Raw genomic sequence first — 20,626 nt, forward strand, 5'->3', positions numbered from 1 at the left:
TGATCCAGTAGGGTGTGTGGCCGTAAAGGATGCAGGGGAATAGCTCATCCTATACTTCGAATGATTTACCATATGCTCAAGGACAGTAACCCTTGCTTTTAGATGATGAATTAATACCTATTAGATGTGCATCTTCGTTTTTTGAATCTCCCTCTTTTTCTGTTTGATTCTTCACCTCTTCAGCTTTTGTTGAAGTTGTATTATCTTTTACCTTTTCCGCTACTGAATTAGTACCATCATTACCGCTTACACCACGGTTTCCAAAACCAGATTGAGCTAAATCATCTTTTACTTGTGGTGAATCAGGAACACGGCATCTCTGTGTTTAGATCTCCAGGCTTCCCGCCATTTAAATTCAGGGAAGACAACGGAGTTCTCTTCTACAGTGACTTCAGAATCTTCTCGAATGCCATTCAAATGATTCCTTTTACGCAAATGCTGACTAATTCCAGGTTGTGACATGTCTAAAATCTCTACAAATTCACACACGCACCATTCACGTTCTTTGAGGAGTGTAAGTATAGTAAGACGTGTTTTATCGCCCAGCAATTTAATCTTATCCGCTGCTTCTTGAATAGAATCCATATCACTTCCTCCTTTCGTTCAACATAAGTGCATGCTTATATTATAATAAAAAAATTGAAGTCAACGTTTAATTCGAAATTAACCTAAAAAAGCGTTGATTCAAATTAGAACCAACGCTTGGGTGTTCGTAAACTCTCTTTCATTTTCAATTGATACAAGAAGTACTGCAATCACTCTTTTCCACCAATGTAATTATGTAGGCTCCTGCCCATTATTGCAAATGTTGTATCCCTTTATATAGGCGGCTGCATAGGTTGTGAGTAGACATTTCACCAAAGAAGGAGAATGACTATGTACCCTAAATTATTTCATCAAAATCAATGGCATAATCCAATGCCTAACAACCAGAATAACAACGGACAAGGGCTCTCCCCTCCGTACTGCCATGGAAATGTGAACCTTAGTCATCCTAGTGGAAATATAGAAATTAGAGATTACGGACAACAACCACTTGTAATCAATATTGAACAAGCCGCAAAATATAATCAGAATTATCGTACCGCTCTGTGGACAGGAAAGCATTTTCAAGTGACTTTGATGAGTATCCGTGTAGGCGAAGATATCGGTCTGGAAGTGCATCCGACAACCGATCAATTCATTCGTATTGAAGAAGGTAAGGTCAGGGACTTGTGCAAATGGGAGACGAGAAAGACAAATTGAATTTTCAAACGATGGCCTGTGAGGACTATGCCGTTATGGTGCCTGCTGGAAAATGGCACAATATCACCAACACAGGCAGTATACCTCTTAAAGTGTACGTGATCTATGCGCCGCCCGAGCACCCTTATGGGACAGTTCATGAAACGAAAGCCATTGCCATGTCTTCTGAAAGTTAGTTGATCATATTCTAATGCAATACAAATTTACAAAAGCCTGATTCCTCTTTATTCGTCGTGGAGAAAAATCAGGCTTATACTATGTGAAATTAAATCATTGCAGATCAATACACTCAGTAACGTTATGACTCCGTTGCATTCGTAACGGTCTTCACGAATCTTAGCAAGGCTATTGTACTGAGAACGTGTACTAGGACCTTGAGATAATTCATGAAATACAGACAACATAAGTTGGTCGGCTGTTTTTTTATATTATTAAAATATCGGTTCCCGTTAGTTTAATGATTTAATAACGATTAGATAAACGCTTAATCGGCAATGAGAACATGTTCTTGTCTAATTCGGTAATCGGTACAAGTTCTTGTCCTCAACCAATAGTCCCATTACCGATATTTCATACTTATAATACCTAAACACTTGTGTTTACCTTTTAAGCGTATCAGTTGTCCCATAACAATTTGAATATTTTCATGTATTAAGGTGCTAAATGAGGTTAAAGTACCTATGGTCATTGTTTAGAAATATATCTAATCGGAAATAGGAACATGTTCTTGTCCCTCTCGGCAATCGGTAGAAGTTCTTGTCCTCAACTGCCAGTACCAGTCTGATATTTCGCTTGTTTAATTTATGGCCGATCGTGTTTAACCTCTCAGCGTGTCAGTTTTCCTTAACAATTTGAACATTGTTATGTATCATGGTACTTAATGAAGTTTGAAGTGCATGTGGTTAATGTTTAGATATATACCTAATCGGCAATCGGACTATGTTCTTGTCCATTCCGGTAATCGGTACAAGTTCTTGTCCTTTGCTCGGGACAAGAACTTGTACCGATAAAATAAAAAAGCCGCTAAATTAGCGACTTCAATGGGAATATGTTCTTGTCCCTCGACATTAGATTCGTATTGAAACCAGTTATAGCTAAATGAACAAAAGGCAACCTGTCACGTTAATCATCTGCCCTATTATTTTTATTGGTCTAACGTTTCCCGTTAGTTGAATCACTTAACTTTTGAGTTCCCAATTGGATATCTACAAATGGTACGTATTTGTTTGGTTCAACTTCTTTATATACACGTACAAAATTGACATTAAAGGTTGGATAAGGAGCTAATTCGTTCATTGCTAATAGCTTCATTTCGTCAATTTCAGTCTCGTTCAAACCCCAATAGGTTTGCCCCAAGGTTAAATGAGGATGATACTTATCCATTTCAAAGTATTGATCTAAAAGTTCTTGTGATAGAGAAAACACATTTACCAATCTTCTATGTAAATCGATTACATTGCTCGTGCTAACACTAAGAAATGTAACAGCACTTCCAAACGACCCAGGTTCTGATAATGATAATTGAAAGCTCTGTATTAAAGAGCATGCTTGTCTTACATTTTCTAACCATTGAAGATCTACTGTAAGACCACTCTGCGCTTTTACAGTGATGTGAGGCTCAACTACATCGTTAAGACGATTTCTGGACCAACGATCACGGAATGTCACAACTTTTTCTTTATAATCATCTGGAACTCTTATTCCAATGAAATATTTCATTTTTCAGTCACATCCTTTAGCAAAATAAATGGATGACAGTCCATCTGCTCTTATCTTCTTATTTCTTCGGCTATTTAAATTATCCTGCCCGTTAGCTTAATGAAACAGATAAAGATTCTTCTCGAAATTTTTTTCAAGTTCTTCCCCCTTTTCAAACTTCAACAAATTCATTGCCTTTAATCGGAAAAACCTAGTTCCTGGTACCAAAAAATCGTTACACATGCGAAGTCTTATATTCATATGCTTTTATCTAGCCACAAGATCTCTATGATGATACTATTTAGATAATCACCTAATCCGAAATGACACAATGTTCTTGTCCTTTTCGGCAAAGGAACCAAGTTCTTGTCCTCAGCATGGGACAAGAACTTGGTTCCATAAAACAAAAAAGCCGCTATAATAGCGACTTTGAATGGAACAATGTTCTTGTCCCTCGACAATAATTGATACAACTCGTTGAACAGCAAAATTAAAATTCAGTCATTATTATTGTATTTAATGCATTTTTTAGTGCTAATTTATCATTATCAGTCATGTTTAGAAGCACCTTTTGATTCAACTTAATAGTTGCTGCTTCAACACCATTTCTGATTTCTAAAGATTTTTGAGTGGCTATCACGAAGACATTTCTACGATTTTTTGGATCTGCAGAACGTTCGATTAATTCTGCCTTGTGCATTTTATCCAATACCCCCGAGACAGTTGAAGCTTCTAAAAATAACATTTCTCCAATTTGTTTTGGGGTTAATTGCCCTTCTCTCCATAAAACATTTAACACGCCATATTGAGACGGTGTTATTCCATATTCTTCTAAAAGCTTGCTGAAATATTTAAAAACTTTGTTCTGACTAACACTTAATAGAAAGTTCATGCAATCATTTAGTTCCATAGTCTCTGTCCCACTCTCCCCCATCTTGACAATACCTATTATACCATGTTAGATTTTGTTATAAAACATTTCTGTTACAGAAATATTCTATTACAGAACTAAGGGGGATTTTATGGATAACTTCAAGGCAATCGTCGTAAATGAAGATAACGGTCAAGTAAGTTACAGTTTGGAAATTGTTAATTTGGATAGTCTCTCCTATGGGGAGATTTTAATTAAGGTATCTTACTCTTCAATAAACTTTAAGGATATGTTGGCTGTCCAAAAAAATGGTGGTGTTATAAGAGATTACCCTATGATTCCAGGAATTGATTTGAGTGGAACGATTGTTCACACAGCAGATAGTCGTTACCATGTGGGACAGGAAGTCATTGTTACAGGGTTTGCTGTTGGTATGAGTCATACAGGAGGATTTGCGGAATATGCAAGGGTCCCTGCAGCTTGGATTGTTCCTATGCCAGAGAACTTCTCCCCCAAAGAGGCTATGATTTTTGGAACCGCAGGGTTTACGGCTGCTCTTTCTATAATGGCTTTAGAGAAAAACGGTATGGACATAAATAAAAATCCTAAAATCCTAGTCACCGGTGCAACTGGTGGAGTAGGTAGTATTGCTTTACAAATTTTATCTAAAATCGGTTACAAAAATATTTCTGCCTTAATTAGAAAAGAACATCAATTAGAGGTGGCAAGATCTTTAGGTGCTACAGATGTCGTTTACGCAGAAACATTAGGTGAGCAAATTAAGCCACTAAATAAGCAAAAGTTTGATTTTGTTTTAGATACTGTAGGTGGAGATATTGCTTCCATATTAATTCCCCAAATTTTTTATGGTGGTAGTATGAGTATGTGTGGGAATGCAGGCGGCATAAAACTAACCTCGACCGTACTGCCGTTTATACTTAGAGGAATCAGCCTCTTGGGCATTGATTCTGTAAATGTACCTATTGAAAACCGCGGATATATATGGGGTAAATTAGCAAATGAATGGAATATCTGTCAAAGTACTCTCGTGAGAGAAATTACACTTGAAGAACTATCTCAAACGATTGAAGCTATAAAACACGGAAACCATTTAGGGAGAACAATTATAAAATACGCATAGCTAGAGGTATTTATCAGATGAAAGTATTTTTTATTCTTATAAATTACCCCTCCATCACATTCAAGTAGTTGACTAAAAAGCAGCCGATCATAGGGATCAACTGCTTTCTTTGTATATTTGAGCTATCGTTTCCTGTTGGCGTAATTGATATCTATTAATGTAATGTATTCATATGCTCTTATTTTCTTAGATAATACTCTCTCTTTACATCAGCTTAAGCCGCAGATTCGGACGAAGGTCAAAACCGGAACTTGACTAAGAAAGGCATACTGCGTTCGCCAATGTCCGTTGGGTTTGTTGTTTGAGTGAAGTTAAGTAGTAAAGACCGCCTGGTATTCTCCAAGGCGGTCTTTACTACATTTATTATAATTTTTTGTCTCTAATCCAAGTATAGTAACGGTATATTGAGATTATAATAAGCACAGTCAATAAACAAAACACGAACAGTATCATACCAAAGATTCCGCTTTCGGATAATCCATTACCATTTCTAAGGATAAATATGAGTAACCCGATGTCTGCTATAATAATAATTAATAGGGGGACAGCGTATCCTATTCTTTGAAAAATGATCTCACCCCCTTTTTTTAAAATTAGAAGCCCGGTTTGTAGTTTATACCGTAATTAGCATCGTTGAACATAAACCTGATCAATAGCATATTGTTGGTATTGAGCTGTATTTTAGTTATTGTAAGTCTAGAAGCGGTTCCATAAGCTGATGAGGTAATTCCAATTAGTATAGTTAATGCATTAGAAGAGTTTAAAACCATGGTTACCCATCCAGCAGGGCCGGAATATGTGAGGTAAAATAATACCATAGATGCAATTGTTCCGCCCCAGCTTAGTGCTTCCATTTTATTATTATATTCCACGCCATCAACTACATATCTTTCGTAGGTATTAATATAAGATTTAAATGTTGAGAGTCTTGATGCTTTCCCAGAGTCATTACCGATATTACCATGCAGGCTGGTGTACATATTAGGCTCGCCAGATAAACCTAAGACTTGAGCAGCTTTTTTTGTTAACGTGTTAAGCCACTGCAGCGCATTTGCCGATTTCCCAAAAATTAATCCGGGTACCGGGTGATCCTTGGTTCATAATATAGATTACCTTTCGCGACAAAGGGAAAGCCTACTCGGCCGTAGGGACGGATACGCTGCTGTCCAATATGGGGGTCAACCATGAATTTCGGCTGGTTTGACCAGGATACCGAGGAATCGGAGTTCGAAAGAACCGTCATGCATGAATTCGGCCATGCCCTGGGGTGTATTTATGAGCACCAGACTTGTCCCTCGACACTTGGTTGGCCTGCGCATTTTGGAGAATCTTATAATCATCACATGGATTACTATGTTCAGCATGGAAACTTTTTGTGGTATATACGATATCATTGATTGAATATCTTATTTAGCGGTTTCATGTTGATTCGGACAATTGCATTTGTTAGTCAACAACGGTTCTCTGTTTTGTAAATGATAATATTCAATGCTGCTCGATGAGCTTCTCTCATCAAAATTATTTTTGAAAGCAACAACTGGAAACGAGTGATCCCTCATATTCTCAATTTCCTTCCAAGAAGGTACGCTAATTTCTTTGCTTTTCTTCCCTGCGGTCTTCATCCATACACAGAAGAAATTCTCACAAAACTGCAAGATCAGTTTTTCAAGAATCCAGGAAAGCCCCCCATATCAATACTTCTACTGACTTTCATTTGATATTTAACGACCTGATCAGAGAAATACTCCAGAAGCTCCCTGATTAGAAGTGGTGCTAAATGAGCTTGTTCTTAACGAATTAAAGCCATAGAAATGCTTCTCCTTTAACAGAGGTTTTTTCCAAAAAACAAAAGCATATGCATAGGGACAAATTTCAGGGAATTCAATCGTTTCATTCAATTTTCTAAGCTCCAGGCATATCCACACTTGCACTGAAATGCATGTTCTAACTGTCTATTCGACAACAAGAAAGGTATTGTTGATCTACAGTTAGGGCAAGTATTATTCAATTTAGATCATGAAATGCGCATTCATCCAGAAGTTTAAACTGATGCAGTCAAGAATGTTCCCCCCTCCATACACTTCGAACACCAATGCAATTCAGGATGAAACCAATGGTCCCATGAACTATATTTAGCTTCAATGACCATATTCTCTCGAAGCTGATCCCAAGTCAGTCCTTGAAGATGGTCAATAGATTGTTTGCTTGATGCACCAAAAATTGCTGAGTTACGGTCAAGTTGAAGAACTTTGTAATAGATTGACGTACCGACAGCATCTCTCAATCGTGCCCCGTTTCCAAACTCAGTTTCGTCGATAGGGATAATTCCTTTGATATGACCTACGAATACAATACCCCACACCTTGCCGGCGTGAGTTTCAACACTCATACTGCGTAAAAGCTGCCGGGCTTTTTGGTGAGAAGCGGGGAAATCCTACAATTCTTCAGAATAAAAAGCTTTAGATACGGATTCCGTAGCTTTATCAATAAAAGCTGCAATTTTACTAGGGCTTTCCTTCAGACCACTACTCACCCACTTTTTAATAATAGCTATACTGCCATGAGCGGTGAACGTATACCAGGACTCAAATAATTGTGGATCAAAATATTTTAATTCCGTCTTCCATCGTTCAATAGTTAAATCGTGACTGATATAAAGGATTCGTTCTAATAATTCTTTATCGCCATGCTCTGAGAACAGAACCTCACATATCGTTTTATTCGCTTTTATATACTTACATAATTCATAAGATAGCGTTTGAGGATTTGAAGAACTCATCCCAACTTGCTTAATGTCTTCGTAAAGATCATTTTCCATCGTTGAAAGAAGCTCAAACTGATTAGCGTAGTGTGTATAAAAGGTGTTGCGATTAATCCCTGCTTCTCTGCAAATGTCGGTCACTGTAACTTTATTGATAGACCGTTCTGTCAAAAGCTTCAACAGGCTTTCTTTGATAACCATTTTTGTATATCTCACTCTGTGATCTGTTTTTTTGTCTGCCATAATATCCTCCCAATTTAAAATAATGAACAAATCTAAGGTAGTTTGTATGATAACTAACATATCTCAATCGAACAGCCTGTTGTTTAAGTAACACAGTGAAATTATAATTTATTTGAACGTTCAATTCTATTTTTAAACTTAAATGGAGGTAAAATATGGGTGATATAACTGTAGTACCTGTATGGATAATTCAAGATATTATAGTCTTAATTGCTGCTGTTCTAATGGTTTTCTATATCCTTGATAAGGAAACACATCCCAAAACGGTTCTACTGCAGTTTATAGGTTTTGTGTTTTTTTACGCAGCCGTTTTTGAAATTACTGCTTCATCGCTTGGGGAAGGTTTTTACGCCTATGGGCGGAGTATTTTAATGTTATTTAATATACCGATTACTGTCCCTATTATTGAGTTTCTGATCATTTATTCAACTTTGCGTGTTCTAAAGTCTGTAAATATACCATCCTGGACTAAACCATTTATTACGGGATTGAGCGCTATGGTTTTTGACTTTTCACTGGACCCGGTGGCTGTCAAACAGATATTTCAGACTACAGATGGACTCATGGCAAGATGGACTTATTATCCGCTAGCCGGTGAGCCTCAAATCTATGGGGAACCTGTGATGAATTTTACAGGATGGATTTATATAGCGGGATATTGGACCGTCTTTATTCTAATTGGAGAATGGTGGCATAAAAAGAAAGGCTACAGTAAATCAATTGGTTATATCTATCCGTTTCTGGCGGCCATTCTGTCATTAGCCTGTATGTTCTCACCTTTATCTAACTTCCTTAATTATATGGGGCCGTTCTTCGAAAGAACCTCTAATATGCAATGGGTGATGTTGATTACACTTTCTGTAATTACAATCGGAATTTTAGCATTAGCTTTTATAAAGTTTTGGGACCGGAAGGTTAATTATTCAATCACGCCCAAAAAAGATTTTCCTATCATGTTTACTTTCGTAGGGTTCCCCCTAGTCAATACTATATTTTGCATTATAGGCGGTTATACGGAAGTGTTGTGGCTGGTCGCTCTGGCTCAGATTTTCTTATTGCTAGGCTGGATTGGAATTTACATTATGGGTAAAAAAGCAAGTCCAATCACGAAATAACCATAAACCCAAGCATTGAGGCAAAGACACACTTTCATTACTATTCCTTTTCGGTATTTTAATTTTGGTGCTTCTTGCTTACATGAAAAGAAATAGACCGCCCACCCTAAGGTAACAGTCTATTCCGACCACCACCTAGCGGCCGACTGCTCTTTATGTAGTTTCAATTGTATAATTTCTTGTTTCTACCATAATAAACGTATTAACAAGCCAAAAACCCGCCGGATCCGCAAGGATCCAGCAGGTCTTTTATTGGCCGAATGATATTTGAATATCTATAAATCGCCAGCTTCCGATTGCTTTGTAGACGACCCAAAGGTCCTTAAGCTCACTTTGACATCTTACTTGGAAAAGCCGTACGCTTTTCGGATCAGCGAGAAATATTCGTCCGCATTAACTACCTGGAACTCGGCTCCAAGAGATTCCGTAATCGCCAGCACATCCGATGGGGTCATGCTCCATGCATTAATCCCAACCGAAATAAACGTTGGAGATTTGCCATCCCATTCGGTCTTGGTACGATTCAAAATATCTTTACCATCCTGCACCGTTGAGATGCCTCGCAGAATGGAAACCGGTAGGCTGCCATTCATGATTTGAACATTGGCTTTGTCCTCGCCTGCGAGGAACAGGCCTGGAAGTTTATAGTTCTTCTCATACGCAGCTGCAATCGAATCACTCAGCGGAACGTCTTTTCCAAGTTCACGATTGAGCACAAAAGGGTACGACATGTTTGTTTTCTTCAGATAAGAGAAGGTTTGTTTCAGATACTCCGGGAATGTGTCTGTTGGCCAGACATTTGGATTGAAGTAACCCACTCCGGATGGGCCTGCAACTAGCTGATCATTTGGTGTCGCCGTTGAACGGTAATAGTTTAGAATGGCAGGCGCTGCATCGTAGAGTAACGGACTGGAAGTCCAGTTGATGGGCACTTTACCCCGAGCGGGATCAGCCCACAGGTTGCGCATATGATTCTGATCGTATTGCAGGTTGTCACCTTCCCCAAAGGTATAGGTTACATAGATTTTGTTCTCCAGCTTGGATTTTACCGGTTTGGGAGCAGGCTGTTGTTTTACGTTTGTTCCTGAAAATACGGTCATGTTATGGAACCAGTCGGAAGGAACAACATAGACACCATGACGAGATGTGAGTTCTATGCCAGCAACTTCGCCTTCAAAATCATTGTCGAACCAACCCAGATAAGGTGTCCCTGGTTTTACATCAGACAGAATCTTCTCAAATAGCGCCTTTTCTTCTGGCACACTGGTAGACAACCAGAACACCATGGCTTTGTTCGCTACAGCATAATCGCGGAGATAGCCATAAGGTTCCTTTTCTTCTGACGAGAGTGGTTGAACATTGCTCGCAGATACCTTGTATTGGTTCCACATCTCGATCGTCACGGTTAGTTGCTTTGTGTCCGCTGCAGGCTTAAATTCGTATACAAAGTAGTTTCCGTTATCTGCGAAGCGGTGATCGCTACCAGGCAAAAATTTGGAGTTATGTCGGTCATAGAGAAATGCTTCTTCCTCAGAAGAACCCGTTTTGAAATCCGCAAGAATCTGTCCATCTGCTTTCACCGTCACTTGATGAACGGCAGGCCCCCAGCCATCCTGAGGAAAGGCATCATTAAAGCGGAGGTAGACCGCTTCTTTTCCCAAATAGGATGACAAGTCATAGTCATAGGTCTTCCTGTTGCTTGCATCACGAATCTGTTCCTTCTCGACTCCAACCGTTTGGAATGAATCAAAATTTCCGGACGGAATCGGGATGGAGGTGTCTGGACTCAATCCGACCAACATTCGTTGAGTCGTCTGGCTCCAGAGATGCTCATACTGCCAGTTGTATGCATCCATACGATTCTTGAACTTGTCCTGCAAGTCTTCGATTACCGACAGGTGATACGGTGCAGAAGTCAATTGTTGAGCCAGTTCAGGACTGGCAACAACAGCATTTTTGAGTCCGGCAAGTGTCGTTGCCACATTAATGGAGTCCGGCAGCTGCGGATCATATACGATAATGCCTTTGATCTCTTTTGCATATTTCTTGAGAACATCCATTACGATGTCATGCTGCTTATAAGGGACGTTCAAGTCCTGCAGCCAAGGGTCTACTTTATTCTGTTGAATGTAGATTCGCGGCTTTTCTCGATTGATTACCCCTTCAAGCGTCGTCAAAAGCAATTTGATATCGCCAGATTCCTCATATACATTCGCCACATCCAAACGTTCTACTTTATTGAAAGTTGGAAGCGCTTGATTTTGCGGCCACTTCAAAGAGTTGGTATGCTTCAACTCATCTGTGGCAGCAAATGCACTAGCCGATAACACGGTTGTACAGACCAGGGCAACACACAAAAAGGTTAATTTACGAATCATAAAGTTCATATCTCCTTTTAGAGGTAATTCAAAAAGTCAACTTTTGATCACGAGGTAACTCGAGAAGCAATTTCGACATCGAATCTTGAATTCAGCCGGGCCTTCCGTTGCTCACGTAGGTTCTCAAGCACATGCTTCCGAAGCCGTTTTCTCCAAAAACGTGTAGCTCCGCTACTCTGTCCCTAGCTTCATCCAAGCTTCTCGGTGCTGAAAACCTGACTTTTTGAGCACGCACTTTTAATGTTTTTATGATTTGTTGTGATGTTGCGTCTGTGATGTTCTTCGCGTACGTCGGATCAACCTCACCTGTCCATTGATTCCTGATGTCAGCGCTGACTTTCCATACAAATTCTCCAGTGTATTTGCGGCATGTAAGTTCATTTCATTCAATCCTTCTTGAATATATGGCGTTATGTTCCATTGGTAAGGCGGCCATAAACGAATACCTGCTTCAATATCATTCACATATAGGCTTGCTGTCTCCCTTATATCTTCGGCTACCAGCCATAGCTCCTCATTTGCAGCTAAGTTTATGTTAGACAGATCCACCTGCTGCGAGTAGACACCCGTACCTGAATAATAAGGATAGCCAGCAGTATTCCAACATCCACCCCATTGTTCCACATCGGTATTTAACGTCGTATCGTTTTCTATCGCGAACGGACCAATCAGAAATGCTGGGAATGAAATAGCAGGCATCGGCTCCAATAACGAAACCGTCAGAATTTCCAGCTCATTCTCGCCAGCCAACAAATGTGGAGTGATATCTACACTGTCATAATCACCATCCTGCCACGAAGAACGTCTTAACGCTTCCTGACGTACCCCATTGACGAATATTTCCAGATTACGCCTACGCTGCAAAAATCCGATATGGGATGGAATGTTCTGATCTACATCATCCAGAAGCAATTCCACCCTGCCCCATGATTCTTCTCCCGCCTTACCGGAACGATCCGAACCACGCGGGGATTGAAGCCGTTCAATCAATTTTGGCGTCATGCCAAATGTCGTGCGATACGTATTTACTTGCCCGGGCATGGTCGCGTTCATCCTGGAATGTCGGTCATTCAACGTGACATGCCATTGATCTAGCAGAAGAACGTTGGGGCTTGCGGTCCTGAACCGCCACTGCTCATCCAGAATGACCTCTACCACATTCGTGGAAAAAGATTTATCTCCCAGGCACGCTTGCTCTGTATGCTCCGCATGATCCGTACGTTCTTGCGGAAAAGAGGAGCTCTCTTGAGGGCTTACCGACAGCACACGCAGCTCTCCGGGTACGAATGAAAGGAACGATTCAGCGTCAATGCTGCATACTCTTCCACTCTCCAACTCCCACTCTTCCAAGTGACCTTTCTTTTCATCGCAAATGAGCCTAATGGTCACGGAGTGCTCTGACCAATTCATCAGCCATACATACACCAGATTTCCAATTCTACGTTCGACGCTAATCAAATCGTCAGACTGACCTTCAATCCAATCCCATCGTATTACCGGTGGTTCTCTAATCAACTCCCCTAATTGAATACAAAACGCTTCGAGTTGATCCAGACGCTGACTCTGACCGCCTTGATGAACAGCCTCATCCATGGAGTAAAACAGACTGTGCCCCTTGCCAACAGCAACTAATTTTCCGTGCTGAGGGTCGGAACCAAACACCTCCTGGATATCCTTCAGCAGCGCTGGGTCTTGCCGCAAGGATTCACTATGCTGCGGAATTGTACCTATCGCAATTAACGTTCCGCCCTGCTTAACAAAGGATACAAGCCTGGTTGCGATGTCCCTTGACATCACCTCGATCTCCGGCATAATGACCATCGAATAGCCATGACCATCTCCATCAAATTGCAAACCCTCTCCTTCAACAAGGAGCGCTTCGCGAAGCTGGCATTCATCCACATAGTCGTAGTCGATAGATGATCGCAGCAAGCGATCTGACAAAAGCGAGAACAGCACATCTGATGAAGGATGCATATCCGCTTCGCCTGATGTGAACATGTTTTCATATACCGTATGGATAGGCGATAACAGCAGAACTTCCGGCGTTCGTTTTCCTTTTGCTCCAAGCAGACTCAATCGCCCTATATAATCGGCAAAAGCACGATAATGCAGCCAATGGGGTGCATGTTTGAATTCAGTCGGTGGAAAGTCGGTCTTCCGATACCCGGCAAACGAATAATAGAATGCATGCGGAATAAACAGATTAACTCCCAAGAAAGCCATAAAATTGGCATCAAGTCGCCGCTGGCGCATGGAATAACCATGACCACTTGCACCAAAGGCTTCACAGATCACCCGTTCCTTCCTGTTCAGCTGCGCGACAGAAGCCGCCGTCTTGACGGAAACAATGCGATGCGGATTCGCCTTTGACCCGATGCCGGGAGTGAGATAATCCACGCCTGCATAGTGGAATTGCTGCAATACCCGGGTCTGATTGCCTTGAGATCGAGCCTGCCCCCAGACAGGCTCCTCCAGCGTATGACCGATATAGAGCAGACCGGATTGTTCACACCATGAACGAATCGCGGCATGATATCCCTCCACATACCAACGGGTGATCGTATCATAATATTGCTGCCTTGTGGATCGGCTGCCGTCTGCCACTCGATACAACAATGCGCCTAACCGCGGGATTAGATCATACCCATTCTCTTGCTGATATCGTTCGGCCATCCCCTCAGTCCAAGCGAAGACGAGCCCAGGCAAAGTAGACTCTACATCATGAACAGCGGTTCGGATTGCCTCCACGCCGAAGAAACCATCATGAATCATAAGCCCCGGCTCGTCTGTAAACACCCCTTGGATGGTTGAGCCATAATATGGCTTTAATGCAAGAAACGGTTCATAAGACATCTGAATGAAAGACTGAACCGCTTTCGGGTTCAATGTATCCAGATAATACCCTTGAGCAAAGGTGATTCCTTCGGCAATTTCACAAGACCAGCAGGCCAGCACGATATAAGAATCATCGACATGATTCGGCGTCCACTCCCGCCCCCAATAATGTGTGATATGTTCCGATTCATCATGAAGTAGCCACTCTCCGTCGCAATGAATCGCGCGATATGCCAGAATGGCGATCAGCTCATTGTGATCGCAGGAGGCAAAGTCAAGCTTCATGCCTTCCTGCGATGTACCTGGCAAATACCGTTTTTCCTCTATTCTCAAATAACGCATGCGATATTCCGGGTGCTCCCGTGTCAGTTTTCCACCCAATGTTCCGCTCGGCCAATTCTCCTCATCGTACAGCCAAACAACCATATTTCGTTTCGCGCATTCTGCTGTGCAGAACTCCAGCACTTCCATGAATTCCGGCGAAAGATATGGCATTTGCATCCCATGCCGAGCATGCAGAACCACGCCACCAACTCCCGCTTCAAACATGGATTGAATCTGGCTCTCCAGTTCCGTCTTCTCTAGCTCATGATTCAGAAACCAAAAAGGCTGTGGACGATATGTTTCATCCGGATTCGCAAATTGCTGTTTGAGTTGTATGGAAGGGTTACAGATTTCTTCTGCGTCTGCCTTCATACTCACCACCTGCCTTCACACCCATTAGTCTATAGACTGTTGCATGAGTAATTGGATAAAGAAGCCGCCAACCACAGAACGATTCTGAAAATTCATCTGCTTAGCGGTGATCGTGTCATACCAATCCGTTACGGGAACACGAGACGAAGTTTCATTCATGAAATCCCACAGCGGTGAAATGAAAGACTCAAACTGCGCTTTCGTTGAACTCATGGAGGCACACCATACCAGCCAATCGGATTTGGTATACGTTTCACGGCTATCCAGCGGCAGGCCATAGCGGTTTTGTTTGTGCATGTAATATTCAAGTTCTTTGGCGGCGATCTCTTTCGGGAACAGGTGCAGGTCGAGCAGATGATCCCACACCAGATTGTACTTCATGCTCCATGACTCGGTTGGACTGTCAAACGTCAGCTTATAATGGTCCCCGGCATCTGCCATGGACACCCACTCCTGTGCCATTTTTCGAGCTCCCTCAAGGTATGTCGCCCCTTCCTTCAGTCCGAGCCTGTCACACATATAGGAATACGCAGCAATACCCAATATGGCCTTGATCGATAAATTGGTATTGTGCGCCAGATGCCCGGCGAAGTCATCCGTGCACAGCTGGTTTACAGGATCGAGTCCATTGTGCAGCAAATAATCTGCCCATCGCGTAAGAGGTTCCCAATGCTGCCGAGCAAATTCGATATCTCCCTCATATTTGCTGACCGCCGCAGCCATCAGCAGCATATTGCCGCATTCCTCAATCGGCATCTGGTATTCCAGCTTATTCTCTCCATACACCTGACCGTTGGCCCTAGGGTAGGTTCCTACATCATGAGGAGCAAAATCAAACGTCCAATCCGGGCTCATCGCATACTTGTAAATTGGACGCATCATGCCCTTGATCAGTTCAGGGTTGTACCTGAGAAAAAGTGGGATCGAAGGATAGCTGACATCCACCGTAGCGATACATCCATTGCTGAAATTCTCTTTGGAGAAAAATAGAGCATCCCCCTCCTCATCCGCAACCAGCTTATGCGCTGCAATCGCCTGTCTGTAGGTTAGCGCCACAATATCCCGGTATTTCTCACCGCCTGCGGCCTGACTCTCTGCCATGAGTTCAAGATTAAAGCTGTCACAGCGCCGCTGAATCTCTTCGTATTGTTGAGCTGCCAGTAACAGCATCTCCTGAAACGTTAATCCATTTCTTTTCCAATACGCAGTCAGCGGTTGATGAAAATATTCAATCGCATGAATATCGTCATATGCAAGCATGAGAAATTCGGATATCGGTTCGTCCCGGACAGCCCCCAGATCGATCTCGGCTGCCATAACCGGCATGTTGTCCGATACAGCTCGCGGCTGGTGCTGATCATCTTCTGTCGGCAATTGACGGGAGCGTACATACTGTTCGCGGCCTGTAACTGAGTGAATGGCCGTCTGGATATGAGAGGATTGAGGAACAGCGAGAACCATATATCCCCAATCGATTCTTGTATCATCACCGGCAAGTTTCAATACGGGCTGATCCACAGTACCCATGGACATGGCATTCCATTGTTCCTCAATGACATGGCGTTCCCAGGTTACGTGCTGATCGGTTGTGTTTACACACCATTCGCCTGTTACATCGACGTAAATTTTGACTTGGTGGGAGGCCCCATCGATCGATTTGACCTGAAAATTCAAATAGGTCACCGGCCTGGATAACAGGTCCAAATCATCCAGCAATAAAGGTGTGGTGAACTGAACATGAAGCTCTATTCCTTCGCCTTGAAAGGTATATCGAGTCGTTACGGGCTGGACAGTCAGGTTGGTCTGCACCAGCACTTCAGGTTCCTGGACAGCTGTACGCTCCTCCGATCCCACTTTCCCCATAAATCGTCGAAGCTTTCCATCGATCACCGCCAAGCCCACCATGCCATTCGTTTTGTTCGTCCAATGCCGGGTATGATCTTCATACAGATGGTCCGCGGCTGACCATACGCTAAAATAAGGGTCCACAGTAACCAGAGGTACGGAAGGCGGTCTAAACCCAGTCGTCATATGAATGCAACTCCTTCAAATTAAAAGTAAGAATATGGAGGTGATCAGTTCGGCATTTGAATGGTAACTACGTCTTTCCCTTTCAAGTTTTCGTTCGTAAACTGCATGGCTTGATCATATCCGGTCTTTCGAAGCTGCTCGCGAAGCTCGTTGATAATGCCCAACGCCGCTTCATCCGATTTCGCAAAGATTGCTTCCTTCCAGGCATCACCCATCCGGTCCATGGAAGGCTTCAGCATCTCCCATTCCGGTGCTTTGGTAATCACATCGCCCGGGTTATAGGCTGTAATGACATGAATGCCATTAGGACGCAGAATTTTTCTGGCTTGTTCCATGGCATCAAGCCGTTTCTGATCGGCCCAGATATCTCCGCCTGCGACCGAATTGATTCGATCAGGCCCCGTGATGGATTCCAAACCAATGGAAATGCCTTCGTTCTTGCGAACTTTACCCGATTGATCTGCCGTAAATTTATCGAACCACTCCTTATTGGCAACAGGTTTACCCTCCTTCAAATCCCAATGAACGCCCTGCACTCCGTATCTTGCCAGCATAAATCCTTCATCGGAAGCCATGTAATCGAGGAACTTAAGCGCCGCATCTACACATGCGCCCTTGCAGTTTTTGGTGATCGCTGTTACGTTGTTGCCCTGAATGCCCAGATCCGCAGGGCGATTCGGTTCAACATCTGCACGCTCCAAAGGGCCGACCGGGATGTAATCGCTTCCAGGGTGTGAAGTAACATATTCTTTGGAGGCATCCAGAATGGCTGGATAGTGTGCGGCCAGAATGGCGATGCGGCCCTGATTGATTTTCTCCTTGGCGATCGGGTCAGTCTGGGTAAATGCTTCCGGGTCCATTAACCCTTCCTGAACCAACTTCCGATAGAATAACGTGTACTCTTCATAGCCTTTCGTGAAAAAGTTATGCTCTACCGTTCCGTCACCTTTGTCAACATAACTGCCACCCGAATTGAACATGGTATTGCCGATGCCGACGGACCAGCCGTTGCTGAAGCCACCCAGTGGAAAGACCGGCTGCCCGTTCTCTTGCAGATTGGCATCCTTGATTGCTTTGAGGAAGTTATAGAATTCCTCCTTTGTCACGACCGATTGAGGGTCTATACCCACCTTATCCGCGATATCTTTACGAACGTAAAAGCCGTACAGCCAATCCATGCCATCTTCATTCTGGGAAGGCTGGTTTTGCAGAAGCAAATATTTTTTGCCGTCATATGCATTTATTGCTTTCTCGTAAAGCGCTGGGGGTACATCTTCTTCAGCAATGGATTTCGCGAGGTTAGGATAGTCCCCCAATTTGTCGGAAATATCGACGAGCTGCCCTTCTTTGGCCGCCTTGATAATGCCATCCAACTCGCCCCCCCATGCGGGTCCGGTATAGATATCCGGCAGATCCTGCGTAGCAAATATCTGGTTTACCTTCTCGGTCTCACTGCCTTTGGTATACTCCCAATCCAGCGTGACGCCAGTCTTCTCCTTGATGACTTCTTCCACAGGCGTTATTCCGTTATCCGAACCACCCGAACCGTTCCAGTTGTGCAATATTTTGAGTTTGTATGAACCATCAGCTGCTTCTCCGCTATTCCCGTTTCCTGATGAATCCGTGCATCCGCTCAACGATCCTCCAACCAAGATGGACACGAGTAATACGGAAACGCCTTTCGACCAAATTCGGTTCAAACCAATCGCCTCCTGAAATATGATGATGAATGATCTGGGTCAAGCCTGGTAAAAACTCAGCAAATTCCGGGTCAGGATCACCTAACCTTTCACCGAACCGATCATCACTCCTTTTACGAAATATCGTTGCAGGAACGGGTAGATACACAGGATTGGGAAGACCGTAATGACGAGCAAAGCCATACGCAGGGATTCGGGTGTCGCACCCGCTCCGCCTGAACTGCCAATCGTCTGCCCGCCCTGTTGTGCTGCGCGCTGCATCGAATTGGACAGCGACTCCGCTTCGGTCAGCATCTCCTGCAAGAGGGTTTGCACCGGAATCAGATCCTTGTTGGACACATAGTAGGCACCTGAGAACCAGTCATTCCAGTGGGCGACCCCAATGAAGAGGGAGATGGTTGCCAGTACGGGTCCCGAGAGAGGCAGAATGATGCGAATGAAGATTTGAAAATCCCCATACCCGTCAATGTGGGCTGATTCCTCCAGCTCTTCCGGAATTCCTTGCAGAAAGGTCCGGATAATGATGATATGCATGAAGTTGAATAACAGCGGTAAGACGTACACCCAGAAGGTATTGATCAGATGCAGCTTCTGAAGCGTAATGAAGAACGGGATGAATCCGGCACTGAAAATCGTAGGCAAGAAGATGTAAAAGGTGAAAAATGAACGGCCCGGCAATGATTTCTTCGAGAGCGCGTAAGCCATCAATGTACACAGAATCACATGAAGGAACGTACCCAGCACGGTTCGCATGATGGTGATCTGATACGCCTTCCAGATGCGTGCGTTATCAAATACCTGGGCATAGTTCTCCAGTGTAAATTGTCGTGGAAGGAAATAGATCGCGCCCTGCATGGAATCCTTGCCGTCATTCAGCGAGTACGCCAGGATGTAAATAAACGGGTAGATCATGGAGAATCCAACCAAAGCGAGAATGGTATAGTTTATAACTGAAAATAAGGACCATTTGCGTGTCATCACATTACCTCCTTAGAACAGGGATACATCACTGACTTTGCGGGCAATCCGGTTGACCGTTAGTACCAAAATCAGCCCAATCACACTCTGGAACAGCCCCACAGCTGCTGCGTAACTCAGACGCCCTTCCCGGATACCCGAGTTAATGGCGTGCACGTCGAGTACACTGCCCATGCCAGCGGTCGCAGGTCCATTCAGGAGAAGCAGCTGCTCATAACCCGCGCTCATCAAGTTACCCACGGCGAGAATAAATAATATAATGGCGACATTACGGATACCCGGCAGGGTCACATGCCACATCTGTTGGAAACGCCCTGCACCATCGATCTTGGCAGCTTCATATTGCTGCTGGTCAATTCCGGCAATGGCAGCCATGAATATGATGGAGTTCCAGCCGATGTTCTTCCAAATATCCGATCCAACAATCATCTGATAGAACCAGGTGGGATTATTCAGGAATTGGATTGGATCAGTTCCGAACGACCCCAGCAAATCATTCACTGGCCCGCCGTATGGCGTGAGCAATCTCTGCATCAGGGTGACAACCACAATCCAGGATACAAAGTAGGGTAAATAGGAAAGTGTCTGAACGGTTTTCTTGAACCTGATCATGCGTATTTCGTTTAAAAGAATGGCGAGAATGATTGGCATCGGAAAGCCGATTAACAGCTTCATGAGACTGATGATCACCGTGTTGCGGATGATATCACCAGATTGATAGTAGTTAAAGAACTGTTGAAAGTACTTGAAACCTGCCCAAGGGCTTCCGGTAAAACCGCCAACGAAGGTATAGTCCCTGAAGGCAACCTGAATTCCATATAAGGGAACATAGGAGAATAAGAAAAACCAGATGATGCCAGGTAACATGAACAAGTAAAAGAGCTTATGCTTCCAGATTCGCTTCATTAACACATTGTTCTTAATCACATTC

15 protein-coding genes and 2 pseudogenes are annotated in these 20,626 nt (G+C 43.2%); 4 read left to right on the plus strand and 13 right to left on the minus strand.

All coding sequences use genetic code 11. The annotated features are described in order from the left end of the window. Nucleotides 1-288: 288 nt before the first annotated feature. Nucleotides 289-585, minus strand: coding sequence for an ArsR/SmtB family transcription factor (locus IFU39_RS03825; protein WP_083679762.1), 297 nt, complete (start codon nucleotides 583-585; stop codon nucleotides 289-291). A 291-nt stretch (nucleotides 586-876) separates the two neighbouring features. Here IFU39_RS03825 and IFU39_RS03830 point away from each other — a divergent pair. Beyond that, a pseudogene (locus IFU39_RS03830) lies at nucleotides 877-1,421 on the plus strand (cupin domain-containing protein). Nucleotides 1,422-2,397: 976 nt separating this feature from the next. On the opposite strand, the gene IFU39_RS03835 reads toward IFU39_RS03830, so the two are convergent. Then, nucleotides 2,398-2,964 carry a 2'-5' RNA ligase family protein gene (locus IFU39_RS03835; protein ID WP_192131327.1) on the minus strand — a complete coding sequence of 189 codons (567 nt, stop codon included), beginning with the start codon at nucleotides 2,962-2,964 and terminating at the stop codon, nucleotides 2,398-2,400. A gap of 469 nt (nucleotides 2,965-3,433) precedes the next feature. Continuing rightward, nucleotides 3,434-3,853 carry a MarR family winged helix-turn-helix transcriptional regulator gene (locus IFU39_RS03840; RefSeq protein WP_105598965.1) on the minus strand — a complete coding sequence of 140 codons (420 nt, stop codon included), beginning with the start codon at nucleotides 3,851-3,853 and terminating at the stop codon, nucleotides 3,434-3,436. A 112-nt stretch (nucleotides 3,854-3,965) separates the two neighbouring features. On the opposite strand from IFU39_RS03840, the gene IFU39_RS03845 reads away from it, so the two are divergent. After that, nucleotides 3,966-4,955, plus strand: a complete 990-nt coding sequence (locus tag IFU39_RS03845) for a YhdH/YhfP family quinone oxidoreductase (protein WP_091020040.1) — start codon at nucleotides 3,966-3,968, stop codon at nucleotides 4,953-4,955. A 593-nt stretch (nucleotides 4,956-5,548) separates the two neighbouring features. Here IFU39_RS03845 and IFU39_RS03850 read toward each other — a convergent pair. The 4 genes from IFU39_RS03850 to IFU39_RS03870 form a co-directional block, all read right to left on the minus strand. Continuing rightward, nucleotides 5,549-5,935, minus strand: a complete 387-nt coding sequence (locus IFU39_RS03850; RefSeq protein WP_105598964.1) for a hypothetical protein — start codon at nucleotides 5,933-5,935, stop codon at nucleotides 5,549-5,551. 198 nt (nucleotides 5,936-6,133) lie between these two features. Further along, complete coding sequence (locus IFU39_RS03855) at nucleotides 6,134-6,295, minus strand: hypothetical protein (protein ID WP_206759545.1); 162 nt, start codon at nucleotides 6,293-6,295, stop codon at nucleotides 6,134-6,136. Between the two features lie 701 nt (nucleotides 6,296-6,996). After that, a complete protein-coding gene (locus IFU39_RS03865; RefSeq protein WP_105598963.1) occupies nucleotides 6,997-7,344 on the minus strand; it encodes a hypothetical protein in 348 nt (115 codons plus the stop codon). 45 nt (nucleotides 7,345-7,389) lie between these two features. Beyond that, the gene (locus IFU39_RS03870; protein WP_197997660.1) at nucleotides 7,390-7,959 is read right to left on the minus strand and encodes a TetR/AcrR family transcriptional regulator; all 570 of its coding nucleotides are present in this window, start codon (nucleotides 7,957-7,959) and stop codon (nucleotides 7,390-7,392) included. Between the two features lie 155 nt (nucleotides 7,960-8,114). On the opposite strand from IFU39_RS03870, the gene IFU39_RS03875 reads away from it, so the two are divergent. Beyond that, a complete protein-coding gene (locus IFU39_RS03875) occupies nucleotides 8,115-9,074 on the plus strand; it encodes a carotenoid biosynthesis protein (protein WP_105598962.1) in 960 nt (319 codons plus the stop codon). 25 nt (nucleotides 9,075-9,099) lie between these two features. After that, a pseudogene (locus IFU39_RS33540) lies at nucleotides 9,100-9,189 on the plus strand (putative holin-like toxin); the annotation flags it as partial. A gap of 226 nt (nucleotides 9,190-9,415) precedes the next feature. Here the strand turns inward: IFU39_RS33540 and IFU39_RS03880 are convergent. The 6 genes from IFU39_RS03880 to IFU39_RS03905 all read right to left on the minus strand — a co-directional run bounded on the left by IFU39_RS03880 (nucleotide 9,416) and on the right by IFU39_RS03905 (nucleotide 20,622). Next, a complete protein-coding gene (locus tag IFU39_RS03880) occupies nucleotides 9,416-11,452 on the minus strand; it encodes a GxGYxYP domain-containing protein (RefSeq protein WP_105598961.1) in 2,037 nt (678 codons plus the stop codon). A 246-nt stretch (nucleotides 11,453-11,698) separates the two neighbouring features. Beyond that, nucleotides 11,699-14,986 carry a glycosyl hydrolase gene (locus IFU39_RS03885; RefSeq protein ID WP_192131333.1) on the minus strand — a complete coding sequence of 1,096 codons (3,288 nt, stop codon included), beginning with the start codon at nucleotides 14,984-14,986 and terminating at the stop codon, nucleotides 11,699-11,701. Between the two features lie 24 nt (nucleotides 14,987-15,010). Then, on the minus strand, nucleotides 15,011-17,017 hold the full coding sequence (locus IFU39_RS03890) for a glutaminase family protein (protein ID WP_192131335.1): 2,007 nt from the start codon (nucleotides 17,015-17,017) through the stop codon (nucleotides 15,011-15,013). A 44-nt stretch (nucleotides 17,018-17,061) separates the two neighbouring features. Next, nucleotides 17,062-18,717: an extracellular solute-binding protein gene (locus tag IFU39_RS03895; protein ID WP_192131337.1), complete on the minus strand. Its 1,656-nt coding sequence runs from the start codon at nucleotides 18,715-18,717 to the stop codon at nucleotides 17,062-17,064. Nucleotides 18,718-18,798: 81 nt separating this feature from the next. Beyond that, nucleotides 18,799-19,695, minus strand: coding sequence for a carbohydrate ABC transporter permease (locus IFU39_RS03900; RefSeq protein ID WP_091020055.1), 897 nt, complete (start codon nucleotides 19,693-19,695; stop codon nucleotides 18,799-18,801). Between the two features lie 12 nt (nucleotides 19,696-19,707). Then, complete coding sequence (locus tag IFU39_RS03905) at nucleotides 19,708-20,622, minus strand: ABC transporter permease (RefSeq protein ID WP_341073264.1); 915 nt, start codon at nucleotides 20,620-20,622, stop codon at nucleotides 19,708-19,710. Nucleotides 20,623-20,626: the final 4 nt, after the last annotated feature.

It is taken from the genome of Paenibacillus sp. CFBP 13594 (assembly GCF_014842675.1).
Classification (GTDB): domain Bacteria; phylum Bacillota; class Bacilli; order Paenibacillales; family Paenibacillaceae; genus Paenibacillus; species Paenibacillus amylolyticus_B.

Bases quoted from the DNA above. Each gene is read 5' to 3' on its own strand.
- IFU39_RS03845 (WP_091020040.1), top strand. From the start codon at position 3,966: ATGGATAACTTCAAGGCAATCGTCGTAAATGAAGATAACGGTCAAGTA.
- IFU39_RS03870 (WP_197997660.1), bottom strand. From the start codon at position 7,959: ATGGCAGACAAAAAAACAGATCACAGAGTGAGATATACAAAAATGGTT.
- IFU39_RS03865 (WP_105598963.1), bottom strand. From the start codon at position 7,344: ATGAGTGTTGAAACTCACGCCGGCAAGGTGTGGGGTATTGTATTCGTA.
- IFU39_RS03890 (WP_192131335.1), bottom strand. From the start codon at position 17,017: ATGACGACTGGGTTTAGACCGCCTTCCGTACCTCTGGTTACTGTGGAC.
- IFU39_RS03835 (WP_192131327.1), bottom strand. From the start codon at position 2,964: ATGAAATATTTCATTGGAATAAGAGTTCCAGATGATTATAAAGAAAAA.
- IFU39_RS03850 (WP_105598964.1), bottom strand. From the start codon at position 5,935: ATGTACACCAGCCTGCATGGTAATATCGGTAATGACTCTGGGAAAGCA.
- IFU39_RS03840 (WP_105598965.1), bottom strand. From the start codon at position 3,853: ATGGAACTAAATGATTGCATGAACTTTCTATTAAGTGTTAGTCAGAAC.
- IFU39_RS03855 (WP_206759545.1), bottom strand. From the start codon at position 6,295: ATGATTATAAGATTCTCCAAAATGCGCAGGCCAACCAAGTGTCGAGGG.
- IFU39_RS03875 (WP_105598962.1), top strand. From the start codon at position 8,115: ATGGGTGATATAACTGTAGTACCTGTATGGATAATTCAAGATATTATA.
- IFU39_RS03825 (WP_083679762.1), bottom strand. From the start codon at position 585: ATGGATTCTATTCAAGAAGCAGCGGATAAGATTAAATTGCTGGGCGAT.
- IFU39_RS03880 (WP_105598961.1), bottom strand. From the start codon at position 11,452: ATGATTCGTAAATTAACCTTTTTGTGTGTTGCCCTGGTCTGTACAACC.
- IFU39_RS03900 (WP_091020055.1), bottom strand. From the start codon at position 19,695: ATGACACGCAAATGGTCCTTATTTTCAGTTATAAACTATACCATTCTC.
- IFU39_RS03885 (WP_192131333.1), bottom strand. From the start codon at position 14,986: ATGAAGGCAGACGCAGAAGAAATCTGTAACCCTTCCATACAACTCAAA.